This is a genomic window from Algibacter sp. (assembly GCF_039977455.1).
GTDB lineage: Bacteria > Bacteroidota > Bacteroidia > Flavobacteriales > Flavobacteriaceae > Algibacter_B.
Window position 1 is genome coordinate 227,890 of the sequence record NZ_JBDWDG010000022.1, and the last position, 24,035, is coordinate 251,924.

Here is a 24,035-nt window from a genome sequence, read left to right on the forward strand (position 1 = left end):
AATTTATTATTTAGAGTATAATTCTACTATGAATTGCTCGTTTATGTTCTCAGGAATTTGAATTCTTGCAGGAACAGAAACATAAGTTCCTTGTTTTGTATCAGAATTCCAAGTTATCCATTCATAAACGTTACTTGAATTTGAAAGAGATCTTTCAATAGTTTCAAGTGATTTTGATTTTTCTCTTACTGCAACAACATCACCAGCTTTTAATTGGTAAGAAGGAATATTTACCAACTCGCCATTAACTGTAATATGTCTGTGAGAAACTAATTGTCTAGCACCACTTCTTGTTGGAGCAACACCCATTCTGAATACCACGTTGTCTAATCTAGATTCACAAAGTTGCAAAAGAACCTCACCAGTAATACCTTGAGCAGCTCTAGCCTTTTTGAATAAACCTCTAAATTGACGCTCTAATATACCATAAGTATATTTTGCTTTTTGCTTTTCTTGAAGTTGAATAGCATATTCAGATTTTTTTCCACGTCTTCTGTTGTTCCCATGTTGACCTGGAGGGTAATTTCTTTTTTCGAATGATTTATCATCTCCGAATATAGCTTCGCCAAATTTACGAGCTATTTTAGTTTTAGGACCAGTATATCTTGCCATTTTAAAATTTGTTTTGAGAGTGATTATGAATTAAGGTCTTAATCTTATCCTTCGAAAATCGTTGATCTCTCGTTAATACTTGTTAATTATTTTTTTCAGTTTGCAAATTTACACAAAAAATTAATACCATCTGAAATACAGATGATATTAATTTTTCTATTTGCTTGATTTAATCTTAGTTAATTAAAACTAGATTAAACTCTTCTTCTTTTAGGAGGACGACATCCATTATGAGGTAATGGTGTAACATCAATGATTTCTGTTACTTCAATTCCTGCATTATGAATAGAACGAATAGCAGATTCTCTACCATTTCCCGGTCCTTTAACATAAACCTTTACCTTTTTCAATCCTGCTTCTGTTGCTACGCCTGCAGCATCTTCAGCAGCTAATTGAGCAGCATAAGGTGTGTTTTTCTTAGAACCTCTAAATCCCATTTTACCAGCAGAAGACCATGAAATAACGTCTCCTTTTTTGTTGGTAAGTGAAATAATGATGTTATTGAATGAAGCTGTTACGTGAGCTTCACCAACCGCATCAACAATAACTTTACGTTTTTTTGTGCTTGTTTTTGCCATTTTATTTTTAGCTTTTAGTTTTAGTGATAGTCGCTAGAATCCTAAACTATTATAATTTCAAACAGATTCCTTCCAACGTCTAAATACTAAAGACTAATTATTATTTAGTTGCTTTCTTCTTGTTAGCAACAGTTTTTCTTCTACCTTTTCTGGTTCTCGAGTTGTTCTTAGTACGTTGCCCTCTTAAAGGAAGACCAGATCTATGACGAATACCTCTGTAACATCCAATATCCATTAATCGCTTAATGTTTAATTGAGTTTCAGAACGCAATTCACCTTCGATAGTAAAAGTACCAACAGCATCACGAATACCAGAAATTTGGTCGTCGGTCCAATCTTGAACTTTTGTACTTTCATCAACTTTAGCTTCTGCTAAAATTTCTTTTGCTCTACTTCTACCTATTCCATAGATATAAGTTAAAGAGATAACTCCTCTTTTGTTTTTTGGTATGTCTACACCTGCAATTCTTGCCATAATTACCCTTGTCTTTGTTTAAATCTAGGATTCTTTTTGTTAATTACGTAAAGTCTTCCTTTTCTACGCACGATTTTACAATCTGCGCTTCTTTTTTTAACTGATGCTCTTACTTTCATCGTATTAGTATCTATAAGTTATTCGAGCCTTTGTTAAATCATAAGGACTCATTTCTAATTTTACTTTATCTCCCGGTAATAATTTAATATAATGCATACGCATTTTACCTGAGATATGTGCCGTCACAATGTGACCATTTTCTAATTCAACACGAAACATAGCATTAGATAATGCTTCTATAATTGTTCCGTCCTGTTCTATTGCTGCTTGTTTTGCCATAGTATAAAATTAAGCTACTGCTTTTCTATTTTTACCAGTTTTCATCAAACCATCATAGTGTCTATTTAACAAATAAGAATTTATTTGTTGCATAGTGTCAATTGCAACTCCAACCATAATTAATAATGATGTACCTCCAAAAAATAAAGCCCATCCTTGTTGAACCCCCATAAGTTTAACAATAAACGCTGGGAACACAGCTATAAGTGCTAAAAATATAGAACCTGGTAAGGTAATTTGAGACATTATTTTATCTAAATATTCAGAAGTTTCAGATCCTGGACGAATACCAGGAATAAAACCACCACTACGTTTTAGGTCGTCTGCCATTTTGTTAGTTGGAACCGTAATTGCAGTATAAAAATAAGTAAATACTATAATTAATAAAGCAAAGGTAAGGTTATACCAAAAACCAAACATATCCGAATAGTTTGTTTGCATCCAAGCTCCTGCTGTAGTTTCCTTTAAGAACGATGATCCTCCAATTAAACTAGGTACAAACATTATAGCTTGCGCGAAAATAATTGGCATTACACCTGAAGCATTAAGCTTCAAAGGAATGTATTGTCTTGAACCTGCCATAGCGCTTTTTTCATAACCACCAGTAGCGGTTCTTCTTGCGTATTGCACTGCTATCTTTCTAACCCCCATTACTAAAAGAATAGACGCCAAAATAATAACAAACCATATAACAAATTCAATTAATACCATCATTAAACCACCGTTTCCACCACCTTCTAATCTTGTAGCTGCATTTTGTAAAAATGCCTGTGGTAAAGTAGCAATAATACCAACCATAATTAATAATGAAATACCATTACCAATACCTTTGTCGGTTATTTTTTCTCCTAACCACATTGCAAATATACAACCTGTTACTAAAATAGTAACTGAAGAGAAATAAAATAATGGACCAGTACCTAATAAGAATGCACTTTGTGGAATTCCTAATGCTGGTAAACTTGCCAAATATCCTGGTGCTTGTAATAAACAAATTGCAATTGTTAACCAACGCGTAATTTGATTTATTTTTTTCTGACCACTAGCTCCTTCTTTTTGCAGTTTTTGCAAATAAGGAATAGCTATTCCCATTAACTGTACAACAATAGAAGCAGAGATGTAAGGCATAATACCCAGTGCGAAAACCGAAGCATTTGCAAATGCACCTCCTGTAAAAGCGTTAAGCAAACCTAACAAACCACCGTCTGTCTTTTCTGCCAAACCACCTAATTGAGAAGCATCAATACCTGGTAATACTACCTGAGCACCAAAACGATAAACTAATAACAGGCTCAACGTTACAATGATTCTGTTTCTTAGTTCTTCTATTTTCCAAACATTCTTAATTGATTCTATAAATTTCATACTTATAAAAAGTCTTATATAGTTACAGCTTCTCCTCCTGCAGCTTCAATAGCAGCTTTTGCTGAAGCAGTAAACTTATGAGCAGATACTTTTAATTTTGCTTTCAATTCTCCTCTTCCCATGATTTTAACCAGATCATTTTTTCCAGCTAAACGGTTAGAAAATAGAATTTCAAAATCTACTGTATCCTTAATTTTCTTGTCATCAACCAATTGTTGTAATGTATCAAGATTAATACCTTGATACTCTACACGGTTAATATTAGTAAAACCAAACTTAGGAACACGTCTTTGAAGAGGCATTTGCCCACCTTCAAATCCTAGTTTCTTAGAATAACCAGAACGAGATTTAGCTCCTTTGTGACCACGAGTTGCCGTACCACCTTTTCCAGAACCTTGTCCTCTACCTATTCTTTTACCTTGGGTTTTTACTGAACCTTGTGCAGGTTTTAAATTACTTAAATCCATTTTTCAGTTTATATTTTTAAGCTTCTTCAACAGAAACTAAATGTGAAACTTTAGCAACCATACCAAGAATATTTGGTGTAGCTTCATGCTCTTTTACTTGACCAATCTTTTTAAGACCAAGAGCTTCTAAAGTTCTTTTTTGTCTTAGCGTACGATTGATTGCGCTTTTAACTTTTTTTACTTTAATCTTTGCCATTTCTGTCTTTATTAAGCGTTAAAAACTTGTTCAAGTGTAATACCTCTATCTCTAGCAATAGCATTCGCATCTCTTAATTGTAATAAAGCATCAAAAGTTGCTTTTACTACATTATGAGGATTTGAAGAACCTTGAGATTTTGATAATACATCATGTACACCAACTGCCTCAAGAACTGTTCTTACAGCACCACCAGCAATTACACCTGTACCAGGGGCAGCAGGAATAATGTTTACTCTAGCTCCACCGTATTTACCTTTTTGCTCATGTGGTAACGTTCCTTTTATAATAGGAATTCTAACTAGGTTTTTCTTAGCATCTTCAACGGCTTTTGCAATTGCACTAGCAACGTCTTTAGACTTTCCTAAACCTTGTCCTACAACACCAGCTTCATCACCAACCACAACGATTGCCGAAAAACCAAATGCTCTACCACCTTTAGTTACCTTAGTAACTCTCTGTACTCCAACTAAACGATCTTTAAGATCTAATCCACCTGGTTTTACTAATTCTGCACTTTTATATTTTTTAAACATAATTTCTTAGAATTTAAGTCCTGCTTCTCTAGCGCCTTCTGCTAATGATTTTACTCTACCGTGATATAAATAACCACCTCTATCAAAAGCAATAGTTTCTATACCTGCCTTTATAGCTTTTTCGGCAATTGCTTTACCTACTAGTTTAGCTACTTCAGATTTAGTCGCTTTCGCAGTACTAATGTCTTTATCTCTTGAAGATGCCGAACTGATTGTATTACCAGTAACATCATCAACTATCTGAGCATAAATTTCTTTATTACTTCTATAAACAGCTAATCTTGGTCTAGTTTCTGTACCAGAAACAACCTTACGGATTCTGTTTTTTATTCTTAGTCTTCTTTCGTTCTTTGTCAATGCCATAACTTAATTATTAAGCTGATTTACCTGCTTTTCTTCTTATTTCTTCACCAACAAACTTAACACCTTTTCCTTTATAAGGTTCAGGCTTTCTAAATCCACGGATCTTCGCAGCTACTTGACCAACAAGTTGTTTATCGAATGATGTTAATTTTATAAGTGGATTTTTCCCTTTTTCAGATACTGTCTCCACTTTTACTTCTGGAGCAACATTTAAAATAATATTATGAGAAAATCCTAAGGCTAAATCTAATTTTTGTCCTTGGTTTGATGCTCTGTAACCTACACCAACCAATTCTAATTCTTTAGTCCATCCCTTAGATACACCTTCGACCATATTATGCATTAATGATCTGTATAAACCATGTTTTGCTTTTTGGTCTTTAGTATCAGAAGAACGTGTAACTAATACATTTCCTTCTTCTACTTTAATTTCTATAGAATCGTAATTTTGAGTTAACTCTCCTAATTTTCCTTTTACAGTTACTACGTTATCTTTAACGTCTACTGTTACACCTTCTGGAATGGCTATTGGATTATTTCCTATTCTTGACATTTCTTTCTGGCTTTAAATTAGTGTACGTAACATAAAATTTCTCCTCCAACATTATCTCTTTTGGCTTGTTTACCTGTCATAACTCCATGAGAAGTTGAAACAATAGCAACACCTAAACCATTTAAGATACGTGGTAAATCATTAGCTCCTGCATACTTACGTAAACCTGGAGTACTGATTCTTTGAAGTTTTTTAATTACTGGTTCTTTTGTTTCTTTGTTGTACTTAAGAGCTATTTTAATAGTTCCTTGTACTGAAGAATCATCAAATTTGTAACTTAAAATATATCCTTGTTCGAATAATATTTTAGTGATGTCTTTTTTAAGATTAGAAGCAGGGATCTCTACCACTCTGTGGTTAGCACGCACTGCGTTTCTAATTCTTGTCAAATAATCCGCAATTGGATCTGAGTACATAATGAATTGATTTTGTGGTCTTGGTTTTCGAACTATTTCGAACCTTAAACCCGATTATTTAAATAATATTACCAACTAGCTTTTCTTACTCCAGGGATAAGACCTTGATTGGCCATTTCTCTGAAAGTTACACGAGAAATACCAAAAGTTCTCATATATCCTTTTGGTCTTCCTGTTAATTTACATCTATTATGCTGACGAATAGGAGATGCATTTTTAGGTAACTTTTGTAATGCCTCGTAATCTCCAGCTTCTTTTAAAGCTTTACGTTTCTCAGCATATTTAGCTACTGTTTTAGCTCTTTTCACCTCGCGGGCTTTCATTGATTCTTTAGCCATATCTTAGTTTTTTTGAAAAGGTAATCCTAATTCAGTTAATAATGATTTTGCTTCTTTATCAGTATCTGCTGTAGTTACAAATGTAATATCCATTCCTGAAATTTTATTAACTTTATCAATATTAATTTCTGGGAATATAATTTGTTCAGTAATTCCTAAGTTGTAATTACCTCTACCATCAAATCCTGTAGCTTTTATACCGTTAAAATCTCTAACACGTGGAAGTGCTGAGGTTACTAAACGGTCTAAAAATTCATACATTTTTTCACCACGTAAAGTTACTTTAACACCAATTGGCATTCCTTTACGTAATTTAAATGTTGCAACATCCTTTTTAGATAATGTAGCGATTGCTTTTTGTCCAGATATAGTAGTTACCTCTTCTAACGCGTAGTCGATTAACTTTTTGTCTGCAACTGCAGCTCCAACACCTTTAGATATTACTATCTTGGTAAGTTTAGGAACTTGCATTACATTCTTATATCCAAATTCGTCTGTAAGAGCAGCAATTATTTTGCTAGTATACTCTTCTTTAAGTCTTGGTGAATATGCCATAACTATATTACTTCATTAGATTTTGTTGAAAATCTTACTTTTTTATCGCCTTCTACCTTATAACCAACTCTTGTTGTTTCTCCTTTTGAAGTTAACAATGATAAGTTAGAAATATGAATAGCTGCTTCTTTCTCTACGATTCCACCTTGAGGATTTTGTGCACTTGGTTTAGTATGTTTCTTCACCATGTTTACACCCTCAACAATCGCTTTGTTCTTTTCTATTAATACTTTTTGAACTTTACCTTCAGATCCTTTATGATCTCCAGCAATAACTCTTACAGTATCTCCAGTTTTTATTTTAAGCTTTGTCATCTTACTTATAATGTATTAAAGCACTTCTGGTGCTAATGATACAATCTTCATGAATTGTTTATCACGAAGCTCTCTAGCAACAGGACCAAATACACGTGTTCCTCTCATTTCACCCGTTGGGTTTAATAAAACACAAGCATTATCATCAAATCTTATATAAGATCCGTCTGGTCTTCTTACTTCTTTCTTGGTACGCACAACAACTGCTGTAGAAACTGCTTTTTTCTTAATGTTTCCATTAGGAGTTGCATCCTTAACAGAAACAACTATTTTGTCTCCAACAGAAGCATATCTTCTTTTAGTACCTCCTAAAACACGGATAACTAAAACCTCTTTTGCTCCAGTATTGTCTGCTACTTTTATTCTTGATTCTTGCTGTAACATAATTATTTAGCTCTTTCTAGGATTTCTACTAATCTCCAACATTTAGATTTACTTAAAGGTCTTGTTTCCATGATCTTTACAGTATCCCCAATATTACAATCGTTTGTCTCGTCGTGTGCAACATATTTTTTTGTTTTCAACACGAACTTACCATACATAGGGTGCTTTACTTTTTTAACCTCTGCAACAACTATTGATTTTTGCATTTTGTTACTAGTAACAACTCCTATACGTTCTTTTCTTAAATTTCTTGTTTCCATCTTTCAGCAGAATTATTGTAATTCTCTTTTAGTTAATTCAGTCGCAATTCTAGCTACAGTTCTTCTTATAGAACGTAATTGAATTGGATTTTCTAAAGGAGATATTGCATGAGCCAATTTTAGGTCTGAATAACTCTTTTTTGTTTCACCAAGTTTCTCTTGTAACTCAGCTACAGATAATTCTTTAATTTCTGATTGTTTCATCATCTCAAATTATTATGCTTCGTAATCGCGAGCGATTAAAAACTTAGTTTTTACTGGTAATTTTTGTGCAGCTAAACGTAATGCTTCTTTTGCAACGTCTAATGGCACACCACCAATTTCAAATAAAACACGACCTGGTCTACATACTGCTACCCATAATTCGACAGCACCTTTACCTTTACCCATACGTACTTCAAGAGGCTTTTTTGTAATAGGCTTGTCTGGAAATATTTTAATCCAAAGTTGACCTTCTCTTTTCATGTAACGAGTGGCGGCAATACGAGCTGCTTCGATTTGACGAGCAGTAATAAACGTAGCGTCCATTGCTTTTATTCCAAAAGTACCGTTTGAAAGTTGATGACCTCTACCAGAGAGTCCTTTCATACGTCCTTTTTGTTGTTTACGAAATTTTGTTCTTTTAGGCTGTAACATTTTTCTTTAATTTATAAAAAATTACTTTCTACGACGAGGTCCTTTGTTTCCTCCTCTTCCGGCTCCACCTTTTCCTTGCTTCTTAGATAATCCAACAAGCGGAGAAAGTTCTCTTTTACCATATACTTCACCTTTCATGATCCATACTTTAACACCTAATCTACCATAAGTAGTGTGTGCCTCAACTAAAGCATAATCAATATCGGCTCTGAAAGTTGATAAAGGAATACGTCCTTCTTTGTAGTGTTCAGAACGTGCCATTTCAGCACCATTTAAACGACCACTAATTTGGATCTTAATTCCTTCAGCATTCATACGCATTGTAGCAGCAATAGCCATCTTAATAGCACGTCTGTATGAAATTCTATTTTCAATTTGACGAGCGATGCTTGATCCTACTAAAAACGCATCAAGTTCAGGTCTTTTAATTTCAAAGATATTAATCTGAACTTCCTTTCCAGTAATTTTCTTAAGCTCCTCTTTTAACTTGTCTACCTCTTGGCCACCTTTTCCGATAATAATACCAGGTCTAGCAGTAGTGATAGTAACGGTTACAAGTTTTAAAGTTCTTTCGATTATTACTCTACTAACACTAGCTTTAGATAAACGCGCGTGAACGTATTTTCTAATCTTATCGTCTTCGGCAAGTTTATCACCATAATCGTTTCCTCCGTACCAGTTAGATTCCCATCCTCTGATAATTCCTAAGCGATTTCCGATTGGATTTGTCTTTTGTCCCATACTCTTATTAAGCTTGTGTGTTATTATTAGCTCCTACCACTATTGTTACATGGTTAGAACGTTTTCTAATTCTGTGTGCACGACCTTGAGGTGCTGGACGTAATCTTTTTAACATAGATCCGCCATCCACTCTAATCTCTTTAACAATCAATTCAGCCTCTTCAATATTAGCCTCTTCGTTTTTAGCTTGCCAGTTTGCAATTGCAGACAATAACAATTTCTCTAAACGACCAGAAGCTTCCTTTTGGTTGAATTTTAATATATTAAGTGCATGTTCTACTTTTTCACCTCTTACTAAATCGGCTACTAAACGCATTTTTCTCGGTGATGTAGGACAGTTATTAAGTTTAGCAAAAGCAACGTGTTTTTTTGCTTCCTTAATAGCGTCTGCCATTTGTTTTTTACGACTTCCCATAGCTTACTACTTTTTACCTTTATTTTTAGCACCTGCATGTCCACGGAATGAACGTGTTGGTGAAAATTCTCCTAATTTATGACCTACCATGTTTTCAGTAACATATACTGGAACAAATTGACGGCCATTGTGTACTGCTATTGTTTGTCCAACAAAATCCGGAGTAATCATACTAGCACGAGACCAAGTTTTGATTACTGTTTTTTTGTTATTCTCAACATTAACGGCTACTTTCTTTTCTAACTTATAATGAACGTAAGGTCCTTTTTTTAATGATCTTGCCATGTCTTATTTCTTTCTACGTTCTACAATATATTTATTACTTGCCTTAGTCTTAGAACGGGTTCTGTAACCTTTAGCTGGAATACCGTTTCTAGAACGAGGATGTCCACCTGAAGATTTACCTTCACCACCACCCATTGGGTGATCAACTGGATTCATTACTACTGGTCTAGTACGTGGTCTTCTTCCTAACCATCTTGTTCTACCTGCTTTACCACCTACTAATAATTGGTGATCCGAATTAGATACAACTCCTATTGTAGCCATACAGTTTGCAAGAATTAATCTTGTTTCACCTGAAGGCAATTTAACCGTAGCAAACTTACCATCTCTTGCCATCAATTGAGCAAAAGCACCAGCACTACGAGCCATAATAGCTCCTTGACCAGGACGTAACTCAATACAAGAAATAATAGTTCCTAAAGGGATTTCACTTAATGGCATTGCATTTCCAATTTCTGGAGCGACACCTTCTTTACCAGAAACTACATTTTGTCCAACCTGAAGTCCATTTTGAGCAATAATATATCTTTTTTCACCATCTTGATAATTCAACAAAGCAATAAAAGCTGTTCTGTTTGGATCGTATTGAATTGAAGCTACTTCACCAGGTATACCTGCTTTGTCTCTTTTAAAATCAATAATACGATACTTTCTTTTATGACCACCACCAATATAGCGCATGGTCATTTTTCCTTGACTGTTTCTACCACCAGACCTTTTGTTCGGAACGAGTAAACTCTTTTCCGGCTTATCAGTAGTAATGGCGTCATAACCGTTTACTACTCTAAATCGCTGTCCTGGTGTGATTGGTTTTAATTTTCTTACTGACATCTGTCTTTAATTACATGTTACTGTATAAATCAATCATTTCACCTTCCGCCAGTTGTACAATTGCTTTTTTAACGGCATTTGTTTTACCATGTTGAATACCAGTTTTAGTAAACTTGGTACTACGATCTGGACGGACATTTATAGTACGAACTTTTTCAACAGAAACACCATAAGCAGCCTCAACCGCTTTTTTGATTTCTACCTTGTTCGCCTTTGTCTTCACTGCAAAAGTATAGCAATTTCTTAACTCGCTATCAGCTGTCGCTTTTTCTGTGATTATAGGTTTAATTAAGATACTCATTGTTTCTATTTACTTAAATTTGTTTCAATTCCTGCTAAAGCTCCTTCTAACAATACTACTTGACCTGCATTTAGGATTTTGTAAGTACTTAATTCTGAAGAAGTTATAACTTCTGTGCTTTTTAAATTACGCGATGACAAATATACGTTATTATTTGACCCACCCAACACAAACAGCGTTTTTTTGTTTTCTAGCTCTAAAGCCTTTAAAACTGCAGTAAAGTTTTTTGTTTTTACAGAGTCAAAATTAAAGTCTTCTAAAACTGTAATAGACTGCTCTCCTGCTTTGATACTTAAGGCTGACTTACGCGCTAAACGCTTTAAGTTTTTATTAAGTTTGAAGTTGTAATTTCTTGGTCTTGGACCGAACATACGACCACCACCTTTAAATACACCAGACTTAATACTACCTGCTCTTGCCGTACCAGTTCCTTTTTGCTTTTTAATCTTACGTGTAGATCCAGAAATCTCAGCTCTTTCCTTCGATTTATGAGTTCCTTGACGTTGGTTTGCTAAATATTGTTTAACATCCAAATATACAGCATGATTATTAGGCTCAATAGCAAACACATCTTTAGAAAGGTCTGCCTTTCTACCTGTGTCTTTTCCGTTTATATCTAAAACTGCTACTTTCATTATTTTCTAATAATTACATAAGCGTTTTTATGACCAGGGACACATCCCTTAACCACAAGTAGATTCTTTTCAGTAACTACTTTTAAAACTCTTAAATTTTGAACTTTAACTGTGTCTCCACCCATTCTTCCTGCCATTTTCATTCCTTTGAAAACTCTTGCAGGATAAGATGCAGCTCCAATAGATCCTGGCGCTCTTAAACGGTTATGTTGACCGTGAGTAGCTTGACCTACACCACCGAAACCATGACGTTTTACAACACCTTGAAATCCTTTACCTTTTGATGTTCCTGCAATATCAACAAATTCACCTTCAGTGAAATGTTCTACAGTTATAGCATCACCTAATTTGTACTCCTCATCAAAACCTTTGAATTCAACAACTTTGCGTTTTACAGAAGTACCCGCTTTTTTAGCATGACCTAAGTCAGCTTTAGTAGCGCTCTTTTCTGTCGCGTCATCGAAACCTAATTGAACAGCTGAATAGCCATCAACGTCTTCAGTTCTGACTTGGGTAACGATACATGGTCCAGCTTCGATTACTGTACAAGGAATATTTTTCCCGTTTTCATCAAAGATGCTGGTCATACCGATTTTCTTTCCAATTAACCCAGACATAATTATTTATTTAATTTATTACTATTTGTTATTAAAATTCAAGGCTGAAAATACGTTTCAGCCTTGAATTGTATTTTTACCGTTTTTCCCTCGCTCGCAGCTTAGGACATGTAAGTTTATTTAATTAAACTTTGATCTCTACTTCAACACCACTTGGTAATTCAAGCTTCATTAACGCATCAATAGTTTTTGATGACGAAGAGTAGATATCCAATAATCTCTTATATGAAGATAATTGAAATTGCTCTCTTGATTTCTTGTTTACGTGTGGAGAACGTAATACAGTGAAAATTTTCTTGTGTGTTGGTAATGGAATTGGCCCAGTTACAACAGCACCAGTACTCTTTACTGTTTTTACAATCTTATCAGCAGACTTATCTACTAAGTTGTGATCGTAAGATTTTAATTTTATTCTGATTTTTTGACTCATTTTCTTAAGATTTACGATTCAACTCCTTTAGCTGCTTTAATAACTTCTTCAGATATGTTAGAAGGTGTTTCAGCATAGTGTGAAAATTCCATTGTTGATGTTGCACGACCAGAAGATAATGTTCTTAATGTTGTAACATATCCAAACATTTCTGATAAAGGTACAGTAGCTTTTACAGTTTTTGCACCAGCTCTATCTCCCATGTCACTTACTTGACCTCTTCTTCTATTTAAATCACCTACAATATCACCCATGTTTTCTTCTGGAGTGATAACTTCTAGCTTCATAATAGGTTCCATGATTACAGCCTTAGCAGCTTTAGCACAGTTTTTAAACCCTAATTTCGCAGCTAATTCGAAAGATAATTGATCAGAATCCACATCGTGGTAAGATCCATCCTTTAAAGTAACTTTCATCGCATCGATTTCGTAACCTGCTAAAGGTCCGTTAACCATTGCCATTTTAAATCCTTTTTCAATTGAAGGGATAAATTCCTTAGGAACGTTACCACCTTTAATTATAGATTCAAATTGAAGTCCAACTTGACCTTCTTCCGCTGGCTCAACAGTAAATACGATATCGGCGAATTTACCACGACCACCAGATTGTTTTTTGTAAACTTCTCTATGATCGGCAGCTTGTGTAATAGCCTCTTTGTACTCAACTTGAGGTTGACCTTGATTAACCTCTACTTTAAATTCACGTTTTAAACGATCAACAATTACATCTAAGTGTAATTCCCCCATACCAGAAATAATAGTCTGACCTGAAGCCTCGTCTGAACGCACAGTAAATGTAGGATCTTCTTCAGCTAATTTAGCTAAGCCCATTCCTAATTTATCTACATCAGCCTTAGTTTTTGGCTCAACCGCAATACCAATTACTGGATCTGGGAAGTCCATAGACTCTAAAACAATTGGGTGATCTTGATCTGAAAGCGTATCTCCTGTTTTTATAGATTTAAATCCAACAGCAGCACCAATATCTCCAGCCTCAATAAAATCAATTGCATTTTGTTTATTAGCATGCATTTGGTAAATACGTGAAATACGTTCTTTTTTACCAGAACGGTTATTTAACACATAAGAACCAGCATCTAAACGACCAGAATATGCTCTAAAGAAAGCTAAACGACCTACAAAAGGATCGGTAGCAATTTTAAAAGCTAAAGCAGCAAATGGCTCCTTTACATCTGGCTTACGTAATTCTTCTTTTTCTGTATCAGGATTAACTCCTAAAATACCTTCTTTATCAGTTGGAGAAGGCAAATAACGACAAACAGCATCTAATAAGAACTGAACTCCTTTATTTTTAAAAGCAGAACCACAAATCATTGGAATAATCGCCATATCCATTACAGCAGCTCTAAGTGCAGCATGCACCTCGTCTTCAGTAATAGAATCTTCATCTTCCATGAATTTTTCTAAAAGATTTTCGTCATAACCTGCTACTTCTTCTATAAGTAATGCACGGTATTTACGAGCTTCTTCTTTTAAATCATCTGGAATTTCAATAACATCAAAAGTCGCCCCTTGAGTTTCATCATGCCAAACAATAGCTCTGTTTTTTACTAAATCTATAATACCTCTAAAATCATCTTCGTCACCAATATTTAAAACGATTGGCACCGCGTTTGATTTCAACATATCTTTTACTTGTTGACAAACACCTAAAAAGTCAGATCCTTGACGGTCCATTTTATTAACGAAACCAATTCTTGGAACCTTATAGTTGTCTGCAAGTCTCCAGTTAGTTTCAGATTGTGGCTCAACACCATCAACTGCACTAAACAAGAATACTAAACCATCCAATACACGTAATGAACGATTTACCTCTACCGTAAAGTCAACGTGACCCGGAGTATCTATTATATTAAAGTGATATCCTTTAGTTTCAGGGGTTGGCTCTCCATTTTCAATTGGAAACTTCCAAGTACAAGTTGTAGCAGCAGAAGTAATAGTAATACCTCTTTCTTGCTCTTGCTCCATCCAGTCCATTGTTGCAGCACCATCATGTACCTCACCAATTTTATGAGAAACACCTGTATAATAAAGAATACGCTCTGTAGTAGTAGTTTTTCCTGCATCAATATGTGCAGCAATACCTATATTTCTAGTGAATTTTAAATCTCTTGCCATGTCTTAGAATCTAAAGTGAGAGAATGCTTTGTTAGCCTCTGCCATTTTGTGAGTATCAACTCTTTTCTTAACCGCTGCTCCTTCTTCTTTAGCTGCTGCTAAAACTTCAGATGCTAAACGTAACGCCATAGATTTTTCGTTTCTTTTACGTGAATAGCTAATTAACCATTTCATTGCTGTAGAAACTTTACGATCTGGACGAATTTGCATTGGAATTTGGAATGTTGCACCACCAACACGACGACTACGTACTTCTACGTGAGGCATAACGTTAGATAAAGCATCTTTCCAGATCTCTAAACCTGTCTTTTCTTCGTCAGTTTTTTTCGAATCTACAATATCAATTGCATCATAGAATACTTTAAAAGCGACAGACTTTTTGCCATCCCACATCATCATATTAACGAAACGAGTTACTAACTGATCGTTAAATTTTGGGTCCGGTAAAAGCGGTCTCTTTTTTGCTGCTCTTTTTCTCATGTCTTCTTCTTAAAGTTTTAATTACTTTTTAGGGCGTTTTGCACCATACTTAGATCTACGTTGCGTTCTACCCGAAACACCTGCTGTGTCTAAAGCACCACGTACAATGTGATATCTAACTCCTGGTAAATCTTTTACCCTTCCACCTCTAACCAATACTATCGAGTGCTCTTGTAGATTGTGTCCTTCACCACCGATGTATGCATTAACCTCGTTACCGTTTGTTAAACGAACCCTTGCTACCTTACGCATTGCTGAGTTTGGTTTTTTAGGAGTTGTTGTGTAAACACGAGTACACACACCACGTCTTTGCGGACAAGAATCTAAAGCAGCCGATTTACTCTTCTTGGTTATTTTGGCTCTTCCTTTTCTTACTAATTGCGAAATTGTTGGCATATATATTATATATAAATTTTATTATCCTCTTTTTAAGAGGGGTGCAAATGTAGAAATTAAATTTTAGAATTCAAATCCTAAACGGTTAATTTTTAAGAGTTTTCAAAAATAATAACTTTAGCTATATTAAAAACTTAGATTTTACGTTAGATTTACATAAAAAACAGCAACAAAATCAAGTGCATAAATTTTCTATTTTTTTCCTTATTATATGTATACTTTTCTCTTCGGAAGGTTTAAGTCAAAATTTAACCTTAAAAATTGAAGCCAAAAACGCATTTGAATCTAGCATAATTGACTCGATTGACTATATTAACTCTCATAAAGACCTTAAATCTATTACTAATGAGGTTAAGAAAGTACAAAACACCCTTTTAAAACTAGGCTATATTGAAAACAGAGTCTTAGAAACCAACAAAACAAACGACACCACATTCCATTATAAAATCCTGTTAAAAACCAAATTCAACTCCATATATATATACTACGACAAAACAAAAATCCTAACTTCAATCCTTAATCTAGTATCAAACAACATAAATGACCATTATTTTCTTCTTGAATTTCAAGAGATAGAAAACGCTCTAAATATTATAAATACGGAGATTTCAAAAAAAGGCTTCCCATTTTCCAAGGTCAGCCTATCACAACTTAAAATAAAAAACCATACAAGCTTAGAAGCTAAATTACTTACTAACCAAACTACAGCAAAAAGAACAATAAGCAATATTAAGGTGAAAGGTTATGAAGCATTCCCGAAATCCTACATAAGGCATTTTTTAAAAATAAAAGAAAACCAAAATTTTGATATAAAAACTATTAGAACAAAAACAGAACAGTTATATAATTTAAATTTTGCCAATGAAGTAAAACCACCCGAAGTTTTATTTCTAAAAGACTCAACAACACTTTATTTATATCTAGAAAAAGCTATAAGCAATACTTTTGATGGTTTTTTAGGTTTTGGCACCAATGAAGAAACCAACAAATTAGAGTTTGATGGTTATTTAAACCTAAACCTCATTAATAACTTAAATTATGGGGAATCCTTCAATTTACAATACAAAAGTGACGAGAACGATCAAAAAACATTTGAAATTAACACTGAGTTACCCTATTTATTTAATTCACCAATTGGAGTAAACCTGCAACTTAGGATTTTTAAAAAAGACACATCATTTACAACGGTTAACCAGAACATAAAATTAAACTACCAAATCAACTCTAAAAACAAACTGTTTGCTGGACTAACAAGCACAGCGTCCAACAATTTAATTACCAACACTACCAGTTTAACAATTAGTGACTATAACAGTATTCAATACAACCTAGCTTATCAGTTTACAAAACCACAATACAACAATCTACTGTTTCCTATACATTCCAGAATATATTTTGAAACCGGAATTGGGCATAGAACAAGTACTAATAAAAACGAAAAGCAATCTCAATTTTTATTTGAAATAATCAAAATAATTAATTTAAGTAGTAAAAATAGTTTGTTCTTAAAAACGAGTGGCAACAATTTAATATCAGACACCTATTTTGAAAATGAATTATTAAGGTTTGGCGGTATAAACTCATTAAGAGGTTTTGAAGAAAACAGTTTATCTGCTACCTTTTACGGCTTAATAAATACAGAGTACAGATATCAATTAAACAACTCAATTTACATACACAGCATTATAGACGCAGGCTATTTTGAAAACAATATACAAGCCACAAAAGAGAAGCTATTTGGTTACGGCTTCGGATTTGCTATTCTTACTAAATCAGGCCTTTTAAAACTTAACTATGCAAATGGCAAAAATGAGAATACACCATTTAAATTAGCCAATTCTAAATTACACATCAGTTTGACTGCGAATTTCTAGTTAATATTTATCAGATTCTTAAAAATTAGAGCATTTTGCCAAATTTTAACCATAAATTATTGTTTTATTAACTTTAATTTATGATTTTTGGCCTTGACTAATTCAAATAATTATAAAATGAAAACAAAGTTTAGTGGAATTCTAACGCTATTACTAGCGTTTGTCGTGCAACTATCGTTCGCACAAGAAAAGACAATTTCAGGAACAGTATCGGATGGTTCAGGCCTCCCGTTACCTGGAGCTACTGTCTTAGTAAAAGGTACTTCATCTGGAACATCATCAGATTTCGACGGTAATTATTCATTAACAGCTAACCAAGGAAGCACTTTGGTATTTAGTTTTGTTGGATACACAACCCAAGAAATTTTAGTTGGTGCCTCAAGTACAATTAATGTAAAACTGCAAGAAGATGCTCAATCTTTAGAAGAGGTTGTAGTAACAGCACTTGGTATTAGAAGAGAAGAAAAAGCATTAGGTTACGCTACTCAAAGTGTAGACTCAGAGGCTTTAACAGCTGTTAGAGATGCTAATATTGTTAACTCTTTAAGTGGTAAAGTTGCTGGTGTAAGTATTACAAATTCTTCTGGAGCTGTTGGATCAGAGAGTAGAATTGTAATTAGAGGTATTTCTTCTATTAGTGGAGATACACAACCCCTAGTTGTTGTTGATGGTGTTGTAATGGATAACACATCTTATGGAGATTCTTATGCAAGTGGAGGAAACAGTACACCAAACGGTATAGCTGATTTAAACCAAGATGATATTGAATCTATTAACGTTTTAAAAGGTGGTTCTGCAACTTCATTATACGGTATGCGTGGATCTAACGGTGTTTTAGTTGTAACAACTAAGTCCGGATCTAAATCTGACAAACTTGGAATAAACATTACTTCTAGTGTAAGTTTCGAAAACGCTTATGTTTTACCAGATTACCAAAACTCTTATGGACAAGGTCCAAGTTCTACTTATTTTGAATTTACAGATGGTGTAACTGGAGATGGTGGAGTTGATGAAAGTTGGGGGCCTGCGTTAGACGCTGGATTAGAATTTATTCAATGGAATTCTGAAAATGGTGAAGCTTTGCCATGGGTATCTCAACCAGATAACGTAAAAAACTTTTACGAAACAGGTATTACATCTAACAATAACATTTCTTTCTCTAAAGGAGGAGATGATTATAGCGCTAGACTTTCTTTAGGTCTTACGGATCAAAAAGGTATTTTATACAATACTGATCTGAAAAAATATAACATTGGTGGTCGTGTAGATTTCGATTTATCTGACAAATGGACTGCTGGTTTTAGCGTAAATTATATTAAAACAGAAAGTGACAATTTACCTTCTGTAGGATACGGAGATTCTAACAACCAAATTGGACAATTAGTTTGGGCAGGACGTAACGTAGACTTTAATGCGCTTAAGGATTACAAAAATCTACCTACTGGCTATGCAGCTGGTGCAGATGTAGCAACTCCAATAAACTGGAACCTTGCTTACAACAATAACCCGTATTGGGCACTTGATACAAATACAAATACTTTTGACAGAAATAGAGTTTTAGGTAATGTATCTTTAGGTTACCAAATAACTGATAAATTAAGTATTAGTACACAAACTGGTATTGACTACTTCTCTTCTCTAGATACTAAAAGACGTGCTTTTGGTACTTACGAAAATGTGCGTGGATATTACGAAGAAACTCAACGTACTAGATATGAAATAAACAGTCAGGCATTGTTAAGCTACTTCACAGATATTTCTGAAGATTTTAAATTAAACGCAAATGTTGGTGGAAACATGATGGTAAACAACTACCATAGATTATACATGCAAGCACCAGAATTACAGTTACCAAACCTTTATAACATTTCTAATACAAGAGATGGAGTAACTCCAGTATTGTTACAATCACAAACTGATGAAAAAATAAATAGTGTATTTGGTTTTGTTGGATTCTCATATAAAGACTTCTTATTTTTAGATGTAACAGGAAGAAATGACTGGGCATCTGTTTTACCAATTAACAACAATAGTTTCTTCTATCCTAGTGTAACAGGTAGTGCAATAATTAGTGATATGTTCGACCTTAAAGGAGATGCTATTTCTTATTTAAAATTAAGAGGTGGTTGGTCTAAGGTAGGTAGTGCAGGTCCACTAGCTCCTTACAGTATAGAACCTAGTTATGCGTATGGTACACCATGGGGTACAACACCTGTAGCAATTTACCCTGGATCACTTTGGAATCCAAACATTAAAAATGAGGATACTAAAGAAGTTGAATTAGGTTTTGAAGCACGTTTACTTAAAAACAGATTACGTTTAGATGTTGCTTACTACGATAAAGAAACAACAGATGTAATTATGCAAAAAGATATTGATGCTGCATCTGGTAATACATCTTATTGGGATAACGTTGCCGATATTACTAATAAAGGTATTGAGTTAACATTAGGAGCAGATATTATTAAAAACCCTGATGGATTCAATTTAGGAATAGACATTAATTTTGCTAAGAACACCAATGAAGCAAATAATATTGATGACGACCCAACTACTAATAACGGACAAGTTGTATTAGGTGGTTTATGGAATGTTGATATTGTAGCAAGAGAAGGTGAAGCTGTAGGTGCCATTTATGGACCAGGTTTTTTAAGAGACGATAATGGTGAAATCATTTACTCTAATGGTTTACCTCAAAGAGATGAGACTTTTAAAGTATTAGGAAACATAAATGCTGATTGGACAGGTGGTGTTAACCTTAATATGTCTTACAAAAACTTAAGATTAACAACTTTAATAGATGTTAAAAAAGGTGGAGACATTTACTCTCAAACAAACTCTTGGGGTAAATTAGCAGGTGTATTAGAAGAAACTATTCAAGGTCGTGAAACAGGTATCGTAGGAGATGGTGTTATGTCTGATGGAAATGGCGGATATGTAGCTAACGATGTTGTAACAACAGCAAGTAGCTTTTTCGGAACTACTTACTCTCAAAACATAGCAGAATCTTCTGTTTATGATGCATCTTTTGTTAAATGGAGAGAATTAGGGATTACCTATTCTTTACCAAACAAATTACTTGCAAACACAGATGTTGATCAAATTTCTTTTGGTTTAACTGTTAGAAACTTAGCTATTTTATATAGAAAAGTTCCTCATATTGATCCAGAATCTGCATTTAGTAACTCAACTGGTTACCAAGGTCTTGAGTACGCTCAAATACCTTCTACTAGAAGTATTGGTTTTAACTTAAATGTTAAATTTTAAAAAAAAAAGAAAATGAAAAAAATGAAATATTTATTAATGTTACTAATTGCCGGTCAATTAATAACATTTACAAGCTGTGACAGCGGATTTGAAGACGTTAATTCAAATCCAAACGATCCTATTGTAGTGCCTAGTGAATTGCTTTTAGGTGGTACATTACGTTCTACAGCCGATAGAATTAGTGATTACTTTTTAGCTGGTGAAGCTGGTTCATGTTGGGTTCAACATTTGGGTAAACCAGTTTATAATGATAATGAGCTTTATATACCTAGACAAACCGTTATTGAAGCTTTATGGGATGTATTATATGCTTCTGTAATTAAAGATGCTAACATCATGCAAGATCTTGCAGCTGAAGAAGGAAATAGCAACATGCAAGGTGTAGCATTAGTTATAAAAGCAAATGCTTACCAAATATTAACGGATGCCTTTGGTAATATCCCAATGACAGAAGCTTTAACAGCTGATTCAAATGGAAATATTACACCAGTTTACGATGACAGTGAAACAGTAGTATATCCTGCTATAATAGATATGCTTACTCAGGCTGATGCATTTTTAAATGGAGATGGCGAAATAAATACAAGTCAAGATTTACTTTATGGAGGTGATTGGAGCAAATGGAAAAAATTTGCAAACTCTCTTAAGTTTAGAGTAATGATGAGAAGTGGTAACACTTCAGGATTACAAAGTTTAGTTAGTGCCGGTAATTTATTTACTAGTAATGATGACGAAGCTAAATTAACATACTTAACCGCTGCTCCAAATGCAAACCCTTGGTTTGAAGGACTGGTTGATGGTGGTAGAGTTTCTGAATGGTGTTTAGGTCAAGAATTAGTTATGTACATGCAAAGCTATTCAGACCCTAGGTTAGCAGCATATGCTCAAGAAGTTGGTGGTAATGGTTCTGGAAACGGTTATGTTGGAAAGCCTGCTGGAATTCAAGATATTGGAAATTCTTTCTACGGAGATTCTAATAATGTATCTTTAATAGGTGAACAATATTTATTATCCGATGCTCCTTCGTACTTTATGAGTTACGCGCAATTAAATTTATTAATGGCCGAAGCTGCAGAAAAAGGTTTTATTAGTGGAGATCCTGCTACATATTTCGCTGCTGGAATAGCGGCATCTGCTGAAAGTAATGGTGTTGCTGCGCCTTCTATTACATACAATGGTGGTACAGCTGGTCTTCAACAAATTGCAGAGCAATCATGGGTTGCTTTATACATGCAAGGTTTTGAAGCTTGGGCAGAATGGAGAAGAACAGGTTTCCCTGTACTTCCTTTAGCTATTGATGCAGAAGAGCCTTCTATACCTACTAGATTTAATTATCCTGTATCTCAGCAATCATTAAATGGTGTTAATTATACGGATGCTGTTTCTGCTCAAGGTGCAGATAAATTAACTACCTCACTTTGGTGGCAATAAAAAATGTCTAACATTAAAAGAAAAAAAATGAAAAATATAAAAAATATTATTATAGCTAGTTTCGCACTACTTACCATTATGGCTTGTACGGAAACAGATGCAGACACTGTAGCTGAAATATCGGGTGAAGCTGGGTTATTAGTAAGCGTAGCGACTTCCTCTGGAGCCTTTTTAGGATCTCCACAGGCAGGAATGGAAATAGCGGATGCTCCTGTAACAGTATCAGAAGCTAAATTAGATTATACCATTACTGTTGTTTCAGGAAGTATGGCTGACATCGAGAAATTTGAAATTGTAAAATTCTATAACGGAGATTTAGAAACTTCAGGTGCAGCAGCAGAGACTGTTGTTGCCGAAACAACTACTTTACCATTTACAGCATCAATTGCAAATGTTAATGATTTCTTAGCAGGAACTTCTTTATCTGAATCAGATTTAAGAATTGGCGATACTTTTACTTTTAGATTAAAAGTTCATAAAAAGGATGGTGAAGTTTATTATTACAACGGTTCAATGGGTAGATTAACACTTACCTTAAACTGTTCTTATGATTTAACTGGAACTTATATCATGACTAACGATGTTTGTAGTAGTTCTGTTACTGTTGCCATATCTCAAAACCCTGATGGTTCTTGGTATGCGGAAACTGCTGATGGTGGATTACTACAATATTGCTCAACTAATACTACTCTTCAAAATGACGGTAGCTTTAATGTTGGTTGTGGAGGTGTTGTTTCTGGTTTTGATGATGGAGGTCCAGAATTTTGTCCAGATTACGGTATTGGTTGTATAGAAGGCGGATCTTGGGATCAAGATGCAGGTATTCTTATAATTACCAACTCCAATGATTTCTTCACTTGGGCTGGAAGTACTTATACATCTACTTACACTAGACAGTAATTAATTCAAATAAAGAACATATAATTATGAAAAATATAATAAATAAAATTGGAGTTTTTACTCTAGCATGTTTTGCTTTCACGTCTTGTGAAACAGAAGATGATAATACAGGCGCATCCTTGCTTGATTATTCTCCAGCTACAATAACGCTGTCATCTTCATCGCCAACTACTTTTGACGAAAGCGCTATCGATGCAGACGTTGCATCTACGTATCAAATTGAAGTTACAGCCACTTTAGCCTCTAGTCAACCGGTTGATGCCGTTATTGATTTAGTTCAAACTGGTGGATCAGCAAGTGCTAGCGATTTTTCTGCACACACCATTACAATTCCTGCAGGATCTTTAACAGCATCAGCAACTGTTGATATATTACAAACAGGAGACATCGAAGGGTCTGAAACTTTAGAAATATCTGGAAAATCAAGAGCAAATTTTAACGTTTCCCCTTTTACATTCAATGCAACTATCGAAAATGATTATATTAATGATCATTTAGATTTAACATTGTCTTGGGACGGCTCTGCGGAAGATGGTGATTTATCAATTATGTCATTTTGTGATATGGATTTTGATTTAGTATTATACGACGAATCATTCACAGCTCTTGGCTATGTACTAGGAAGTTCTGCTTGTCCAGAGGAAGATTACCTTAATGGATTATCTGACGGAACTTACTATTTGGTTTCTGAGTTATATGCTAATCCATATTCTGATTTAGGTTTTACAGATGTAGTGCCTTTAACACTTAGTTGGAGTCAAGAACATTTTGACACATCAGGGTCATTAAGTTCAGATACCACAACATTATCTACTGCTGCAGGTGATCAAGGGGCATTAATTGTTGTATTAGAAGTTACGAATGGATACAATTACACATTATCTCCATTTCAATAATAAGCTTTTAT

Annotated in this window: 35 protein-coding genes; 5 read left to right on the forward strand and 30 right to left on the reverse strand. The window is 34.4% G+C overall.

The features are described 5' to 3' along the window. Positions 1-6: 6 nt before the first annotated feature. The 30 genes from rpsD to rpsL form a co-directional block, all read right to left on the reverse strand. Entirely contained in the window at positions 7-612 is a 606-nt protein-coding gene (rpsD, locus tag ABJM36_RS09865; RefSeq protein ID WP_348451297.1) for a 30S ribosomal protein S4, read from the reverse strand. A gap of 194 nt (positions 613-806) precedes the next feature. Next, entirely contained in the window at positions 807-1,190 is a 384-nt protein-coding gene (rpsK, locus tag ABJM36_RS09870) for a 30S ribosomal protein S11 (protein WP_042499157.1), read from the reverse strand. A 100-nt stretch (positions 1,191-1,290) separates the two neighbouring features. Further along, positions 1,291-1,665, reverse strand: a complete 375-nt coding sequence (gene rpsM / locus ABJM36_RS09875) for a 30S ribosomal protein S13 (RefSeq protein ID WP_092847720.1) — start codon at positions 1,663-1,665, stop codon at positions 1,291-1,293. Positions 1,666-1,667: 2 nt separating this feature from the next. Then, positions 1,668-1,784: a type B 50S ribosomal protein L36 gene (ykgO, locus tag ABJM36_RS09880; RefSeq protein ID WP_013305171.1), complete on the reverse strand. Its 117-nt coding sequence runs from the start codon at positions 1,782-1,784 to the stop codon at positions 1,668-1,670. A 4-nt stretch (positions 1,785-1,788) separates the two neighbouring features. Then, positions 1,789-2,004: a translation initiation factor IF-1 gene (gene infA / locus ABJM36_RS09885; protein ID WP_007094967.1), complete on the reverse strand. Its 216-nt coding sequence runs from the start codon at positions 2,002-2,004 to the stop codon at positions 1,789-1,791. Between the two features lie 9 nt (positions 2,005-2,013). After that, positions 2,014-3,369 carry a preprotein translocase subunit SecY gene (secY, locus tag ABJM36_RS09890; protein WP_348451298.1) on the reverse strand — a complete coding sequence of 452 codons (1,356 nt, stop codon included), beginning with the start codon at positions 3,367-3,369 and terminating at the stop codon, positions 2,014-2,016. Between the two features lie 14 nt (positions 3,370-3,383). Then, positions 3,384-3,836, reverse strand: a complete 453-nt coding sequence (rplO, locus tag ABJM36_RS09895; RefSeq protein ID WP_348451299.1) for a 50S ribosomal protein L15 — start codon at positions 3,834-3,836, stop codon at positions 3,384-3,386. A gap of 16 nt (positions 3,837-3,852) precedes the next feature. Next, entirely contained in the window at positions 3,853-4,032 is a 180-nt protein-coding gene (gene rpmD / locus ABJM36_RS09900) for a 50S ribosomal protein L30 (RefSeq protein WP_069831945.1), read from the reverse strand. Between the two features lie 11 nt (positions 4,033-4,043). Then, positions 4,044-4,568 carry a 30S ribosomal protein S5 gene (gene rpsE, locus ABJM36_RS09905; RefSeq protein WP_092847729.1) on the reverse strand — a complete coding sequence of 175 codons (525 nt, stop codon included), beginning with the start codon at positions 4,566-4,568 and terminating at the stop codon, positions 4,044-4,046. 6 nt (positions 4,569-4,574) lie between these two features. Continuing rightward, positions 4,575-4,931: a 50S ribosomal protein L18 gene (gene rplR / locus ABJM36_RS09910; RefSeq protein ID WP_348451300.1), complete on the reverse strand. Its 357-nt coding sequence runs from the start codon at positions 4,929-4,931 to the stop codon at positions 4,575-4,577. Positions 4,932-4,941: 10 nt separating this feature from the next. Then, positions 4,942-5,484 carry a 50S ribosomal protein L6 gene (rplF, locus tag ABJM36_RS09915; RefSeq protein ID WP_348451301.1) on the reverse strand — a complete coding sequence of 181 codons (543 nt, stop codon included), beginning with the start codon at positions 5,482-5,484 and terminating at the stop codon, positions 4,942-4,944. A gap of 17 nt (positions 5,485-5,501) precedes the next feature. After that, positions 5,502-5,900 (reverse strand): 30S ribosomal protein S8, encoded by a 399-nt coding sequence (rpsH, locus tag ABJM36_RS09920; RefSeq protein WP_144115518.1) that lies wholly within the window; start codon positions 5,898-5,900, stop codon positions 5,502-5,504. 68 nt (positions 5,901-5,968) lie between these two features. Next, positions 5,969-6,238, reverse strand: a complete 270-nt coding sequence (gene rpsN, locus ABJM36_RS09925; protein ID WP_040278732.1) for a 30S ribosomal protein S14 — start codon at positions 6,236-6,238, stop codon at positions 5,969-5,971. A gap of 3 nt (positions 6,239-6,241) precedes the next feature. Next, complete coding sequence (gene rplE / locus ABJM36_RS09930; RefSeq protein ID WP_348451302.1) at positions 6,242-6,793, reverse strand: 50S ribosomal protein L5; 552 nt, start codon at positions 6,791-6,793, stop codon at positions 6,242-6,244. A 2-nt stretch (positions 6,794-6,795) separates the two neighbouring features. After that, on the reverse strand, positions 6,796-7,107 hold the full coding sequence (gene rplX, locus ABJM36_RS09935; RefSeq protein WP_092847742.1) for a 50S ribosomal protein L24: 312 nt from the start codon (positions 7,105-7,107) through the stop codon (positions 6,796-6,798). A 15-nt stretch (positions 7,108-7,122) separates the two neighbouring features. After that, positions 7,123-7,491: a 50S ribosomal protein L14 gene (gene rplN, locus ABJM36_RS09940; protein WP_069831953.1), complete on the reverse strand. Its 369-nt coding sequence runs from the start codon at positions 7,489-7,491 to the stop codon at positions 7,123-7,125. A gap of 2 nt (positions 7,492-7,493) precedes the next feature. Further along, positions 7,494-7,751 (reverse strand): 30S ribosomal protein S17, encoded by a 258-nt coding sequence (gene rpsQ / locus ABJM36_RS09945; protein WP_019386276.1) that lies wholly within the window; start codon positions 7,749-7,751, stop codon positions 7,494-7,496. A gap of 12 nt (positions 7,752-7,763) precedes the next feature. Then, the gene (gene rpmC, locus ABJM36_RS09950; RefSeq protein ID WP_034043309.1) at positions 7,764-7,955 is read right to left on the reverse strand and encodes a 50S ribosomal protein L29; all 192 of its coding nucleotides are present in this window, start codon (positions 7,953-7,955) and stop codon (positions 7,764-7,766) included. A 12-nt stretch (positions 7,956-7,967) separates the two neighbouring features. Beyond that, positions 7,968-8,387 carry a 50S ribosomal protein L16 gene (gene rplP / locus ABJM36_RS09955; protein ID WP_092847745.1) on the reverse strand — a complete coding sequence of 140 codons (420 nt, stop codon included), beginning with the start codon at positions 8,385-8,387 and terminating at the stop codon, positions 7,968-7,970. Between the two features lie 21 nt (positions 8,388-8,408). Beyond that, positions 8,409-9,128, reverse strand: coding sequence for a 30S ribosomal protein S3 (rpsC, locus tag ABJM36_RS09960; RefSeq protein WP_092847748.1), 720 nt, complete (start codon positions 9,126-9,128; stop codon positions 8,409-8,411). Positions 9,129-9,135: 7 nt separating this feature from the next. After that, positions 9,136-9,543 (reverse strand): 50S ribosomal protein L22, encoded by a 408-nt coding sequence (gene rplV, locus ABJM36_RS09965; RefSeq protein WP_144115514.1) that lies wholly within the window; start codon positions 9,541-9,543, stop codon positions 9,136-9,138. 6 nt (positions 9,544-9,549) lie between these two features. Then, positions 9,550-9,828, reverse strand: a complete 279-nt coding sequence (rpsS, locus tag ABJM36_RS09970) for a 30S ribosomal protein S19 (RefSeq protein ID WP_034043300.1) — start codon at positions 9,826-9,828, stop codon at positions 9,550-9,552. Positions 9,829-9,831: 3 nt separating this feature from the next. Continuing rightward, the gene (gene rplB, locus ABJM36_RS09975; RefSeq protein WP_348451303.1) at positions 9,832-10,659 is read right to left on the reverse strand and encodes a 50S ribosomal protein L2; all 828 of its coding nucleotides are present in this window, start codon (positions 10,657-10,659) and stop codon (positions 9,832-9,834) included. Between the two features lie 10 nt (positions 10,660-10,669). After that, positions 10,670-10,960 (reverse strand): 50S ribosomal protein L23, encoded by a 291-nt coding sequence (rplW, locus tag ABJM36_RS09980; protein WP_290271780.1) that lies wholly within the window; start codon positions 10,958-10,960, stop codon positions 10,670-10,672. Between the two features lie 5 nt (positions 10,961-10,965). Next, positions 10,966-11,595: a 50S ribosomal protein L4 gene (gene rplD / locus ABJM36_RS09985; RefSeq protein ID WP_348451304.1), complete on the reverse strand. Its 630-nt coding sequence runs from the start codon at positions 11,593-11,595 to the stop codon at positions 10,966-10,968. Next, positions 11,595-12,212, reverse strand: coding sequence for a 50S ribosomal protein L3 (gene rplC / locus ABJM36_RS09990; RefSeq protein ID WP_348451305.1), 618 nt, complete (start codon positions 12,210-12,212; stop codon positions 11,595-11,597). The genes rplD and rplC overlap by 1 nt, the downstream gene beginning before the upstream one ends. 124 nt (positions 12,213-12,336) lie before the next feature. Then, positions 12,337-12,642, reverse strand: a complete 306-nt coding sequence (gene rpsJ, locus ABJM36_RS09995; RefSeq protein ID WP_007650482.1) for a 30S ribosomal protein S10 — start codon at positions 12,640-12,642, stop codon at positions 12,337-12,339. An 11-nt stretch (positions 12,643-12,653) separates the two neighbouring features. Then, positions 12,654-14,780, reverse strand: coding sequence for an elongation factor G (gene fusA, locus ABJM36_RS10000; RefSeq protein WP_348451306.1), 2,127 nt, complete (start codon positions 14,778-14,780; stop codon positions 12,654-12,656). A gap of 3 nt (positions 14,781-14,783) precedes the next feature. Next, positions 14,784-15,260: a 30S ribosomal protein S7 gene (gene rpsG, locus ABJM36_RS10005; protein ID WP_144115510.1), complete on the reverse strand. Its 477-nt coding sequence runs from the start codon at positions 15,258-15,260 to the stop codon at positions 14,784-14,786. A 21-nt stretch (positions 15,261-15,281) separates the two neighbouring features. After that, on the reverse strand, positions 15,282-15,656 hold the full coding sequence (rpsL, locus tag ABJM36_RS10010; RefSeq protein ID WP_019386263.1) for a 30S ribosomal protein S12: 375 nt from the start codon (positions 15,654-15,656) through the stop codon (positions 15,282-15,284). 179 nt (positions 15,657-15,835) lie between these two features. Between rpsL and ABJM36_RS10015 the strand changes: the two genes are divergently transcribed. The 5 genes from ABJM36_RS10015 (at position 15,836) to ABJM36_RS10035 (ending at position 24,024) form a co-directional block, all read left to right on the forward strand. Beyond that, complete coding sequence (locus ABJM36_RS10015) at positions 15,836-17,530, forward strand: POTRA domain-containing protein (protein ID WP_348451307.1); 1,695 nt, start codon at positions 15,836-15,838, stop codon at positions 17,528-17,530. Between the two features lie 117 nt (positions 17,531-17,647). After that, positions 17,648-20,797 carry a SusC/RagA family TonB-linked outer membrane protein gene (locus ABJM36_RS10020; RefSeq protein WP_348451308.1) on the forward strand — a complete coding sequence of 1,050 codons (3,150 nt, stop codon included), beginning with the start codon at positions 17,648-17,650 and terminating at the stop codon, positions 20,795-20,797. Positions 20,798-20,818: 21 nt separating this feature from the next. After that, on the forward strand, positions 20,819-22,228 hold the full coding sequence (locus ABJM36_RS10025; RefSeq protein WP_348451309.1) for a SusD/RagB family nutrient-binding outer membrane lipoprotein: 1,410 nt from the start codon (positions 20,819-20,821) through the stop codon (positions 22,226-22,228). A gap of 27 nt (positions 22,229-22,255) precedes the next feature. Then, entirely contained in the window at positions 22,256-23,128 is an 873-nt protein-coding gene (locus tag ABJM36_RS10030; protein ID WP_348451310.1) for a hypothetical protein, read from the forward strand. A 26-nt stretch (positions 23,129-23,154) separates the two neighbouring features. Next, positions 23,155-24,024: a hypothetical protein gene (locus tag ABJM36_RS10035; protein ID WP_348451311.1), complete on the forward strand. Its 870-nt coding sequence runs from the start codon at positions 23,155-23,157 to the stop codon at positions 24,022-24,024. The last annotated feature ends 11 nt before the right edge of the window (positions 24,025-24,035 follow it).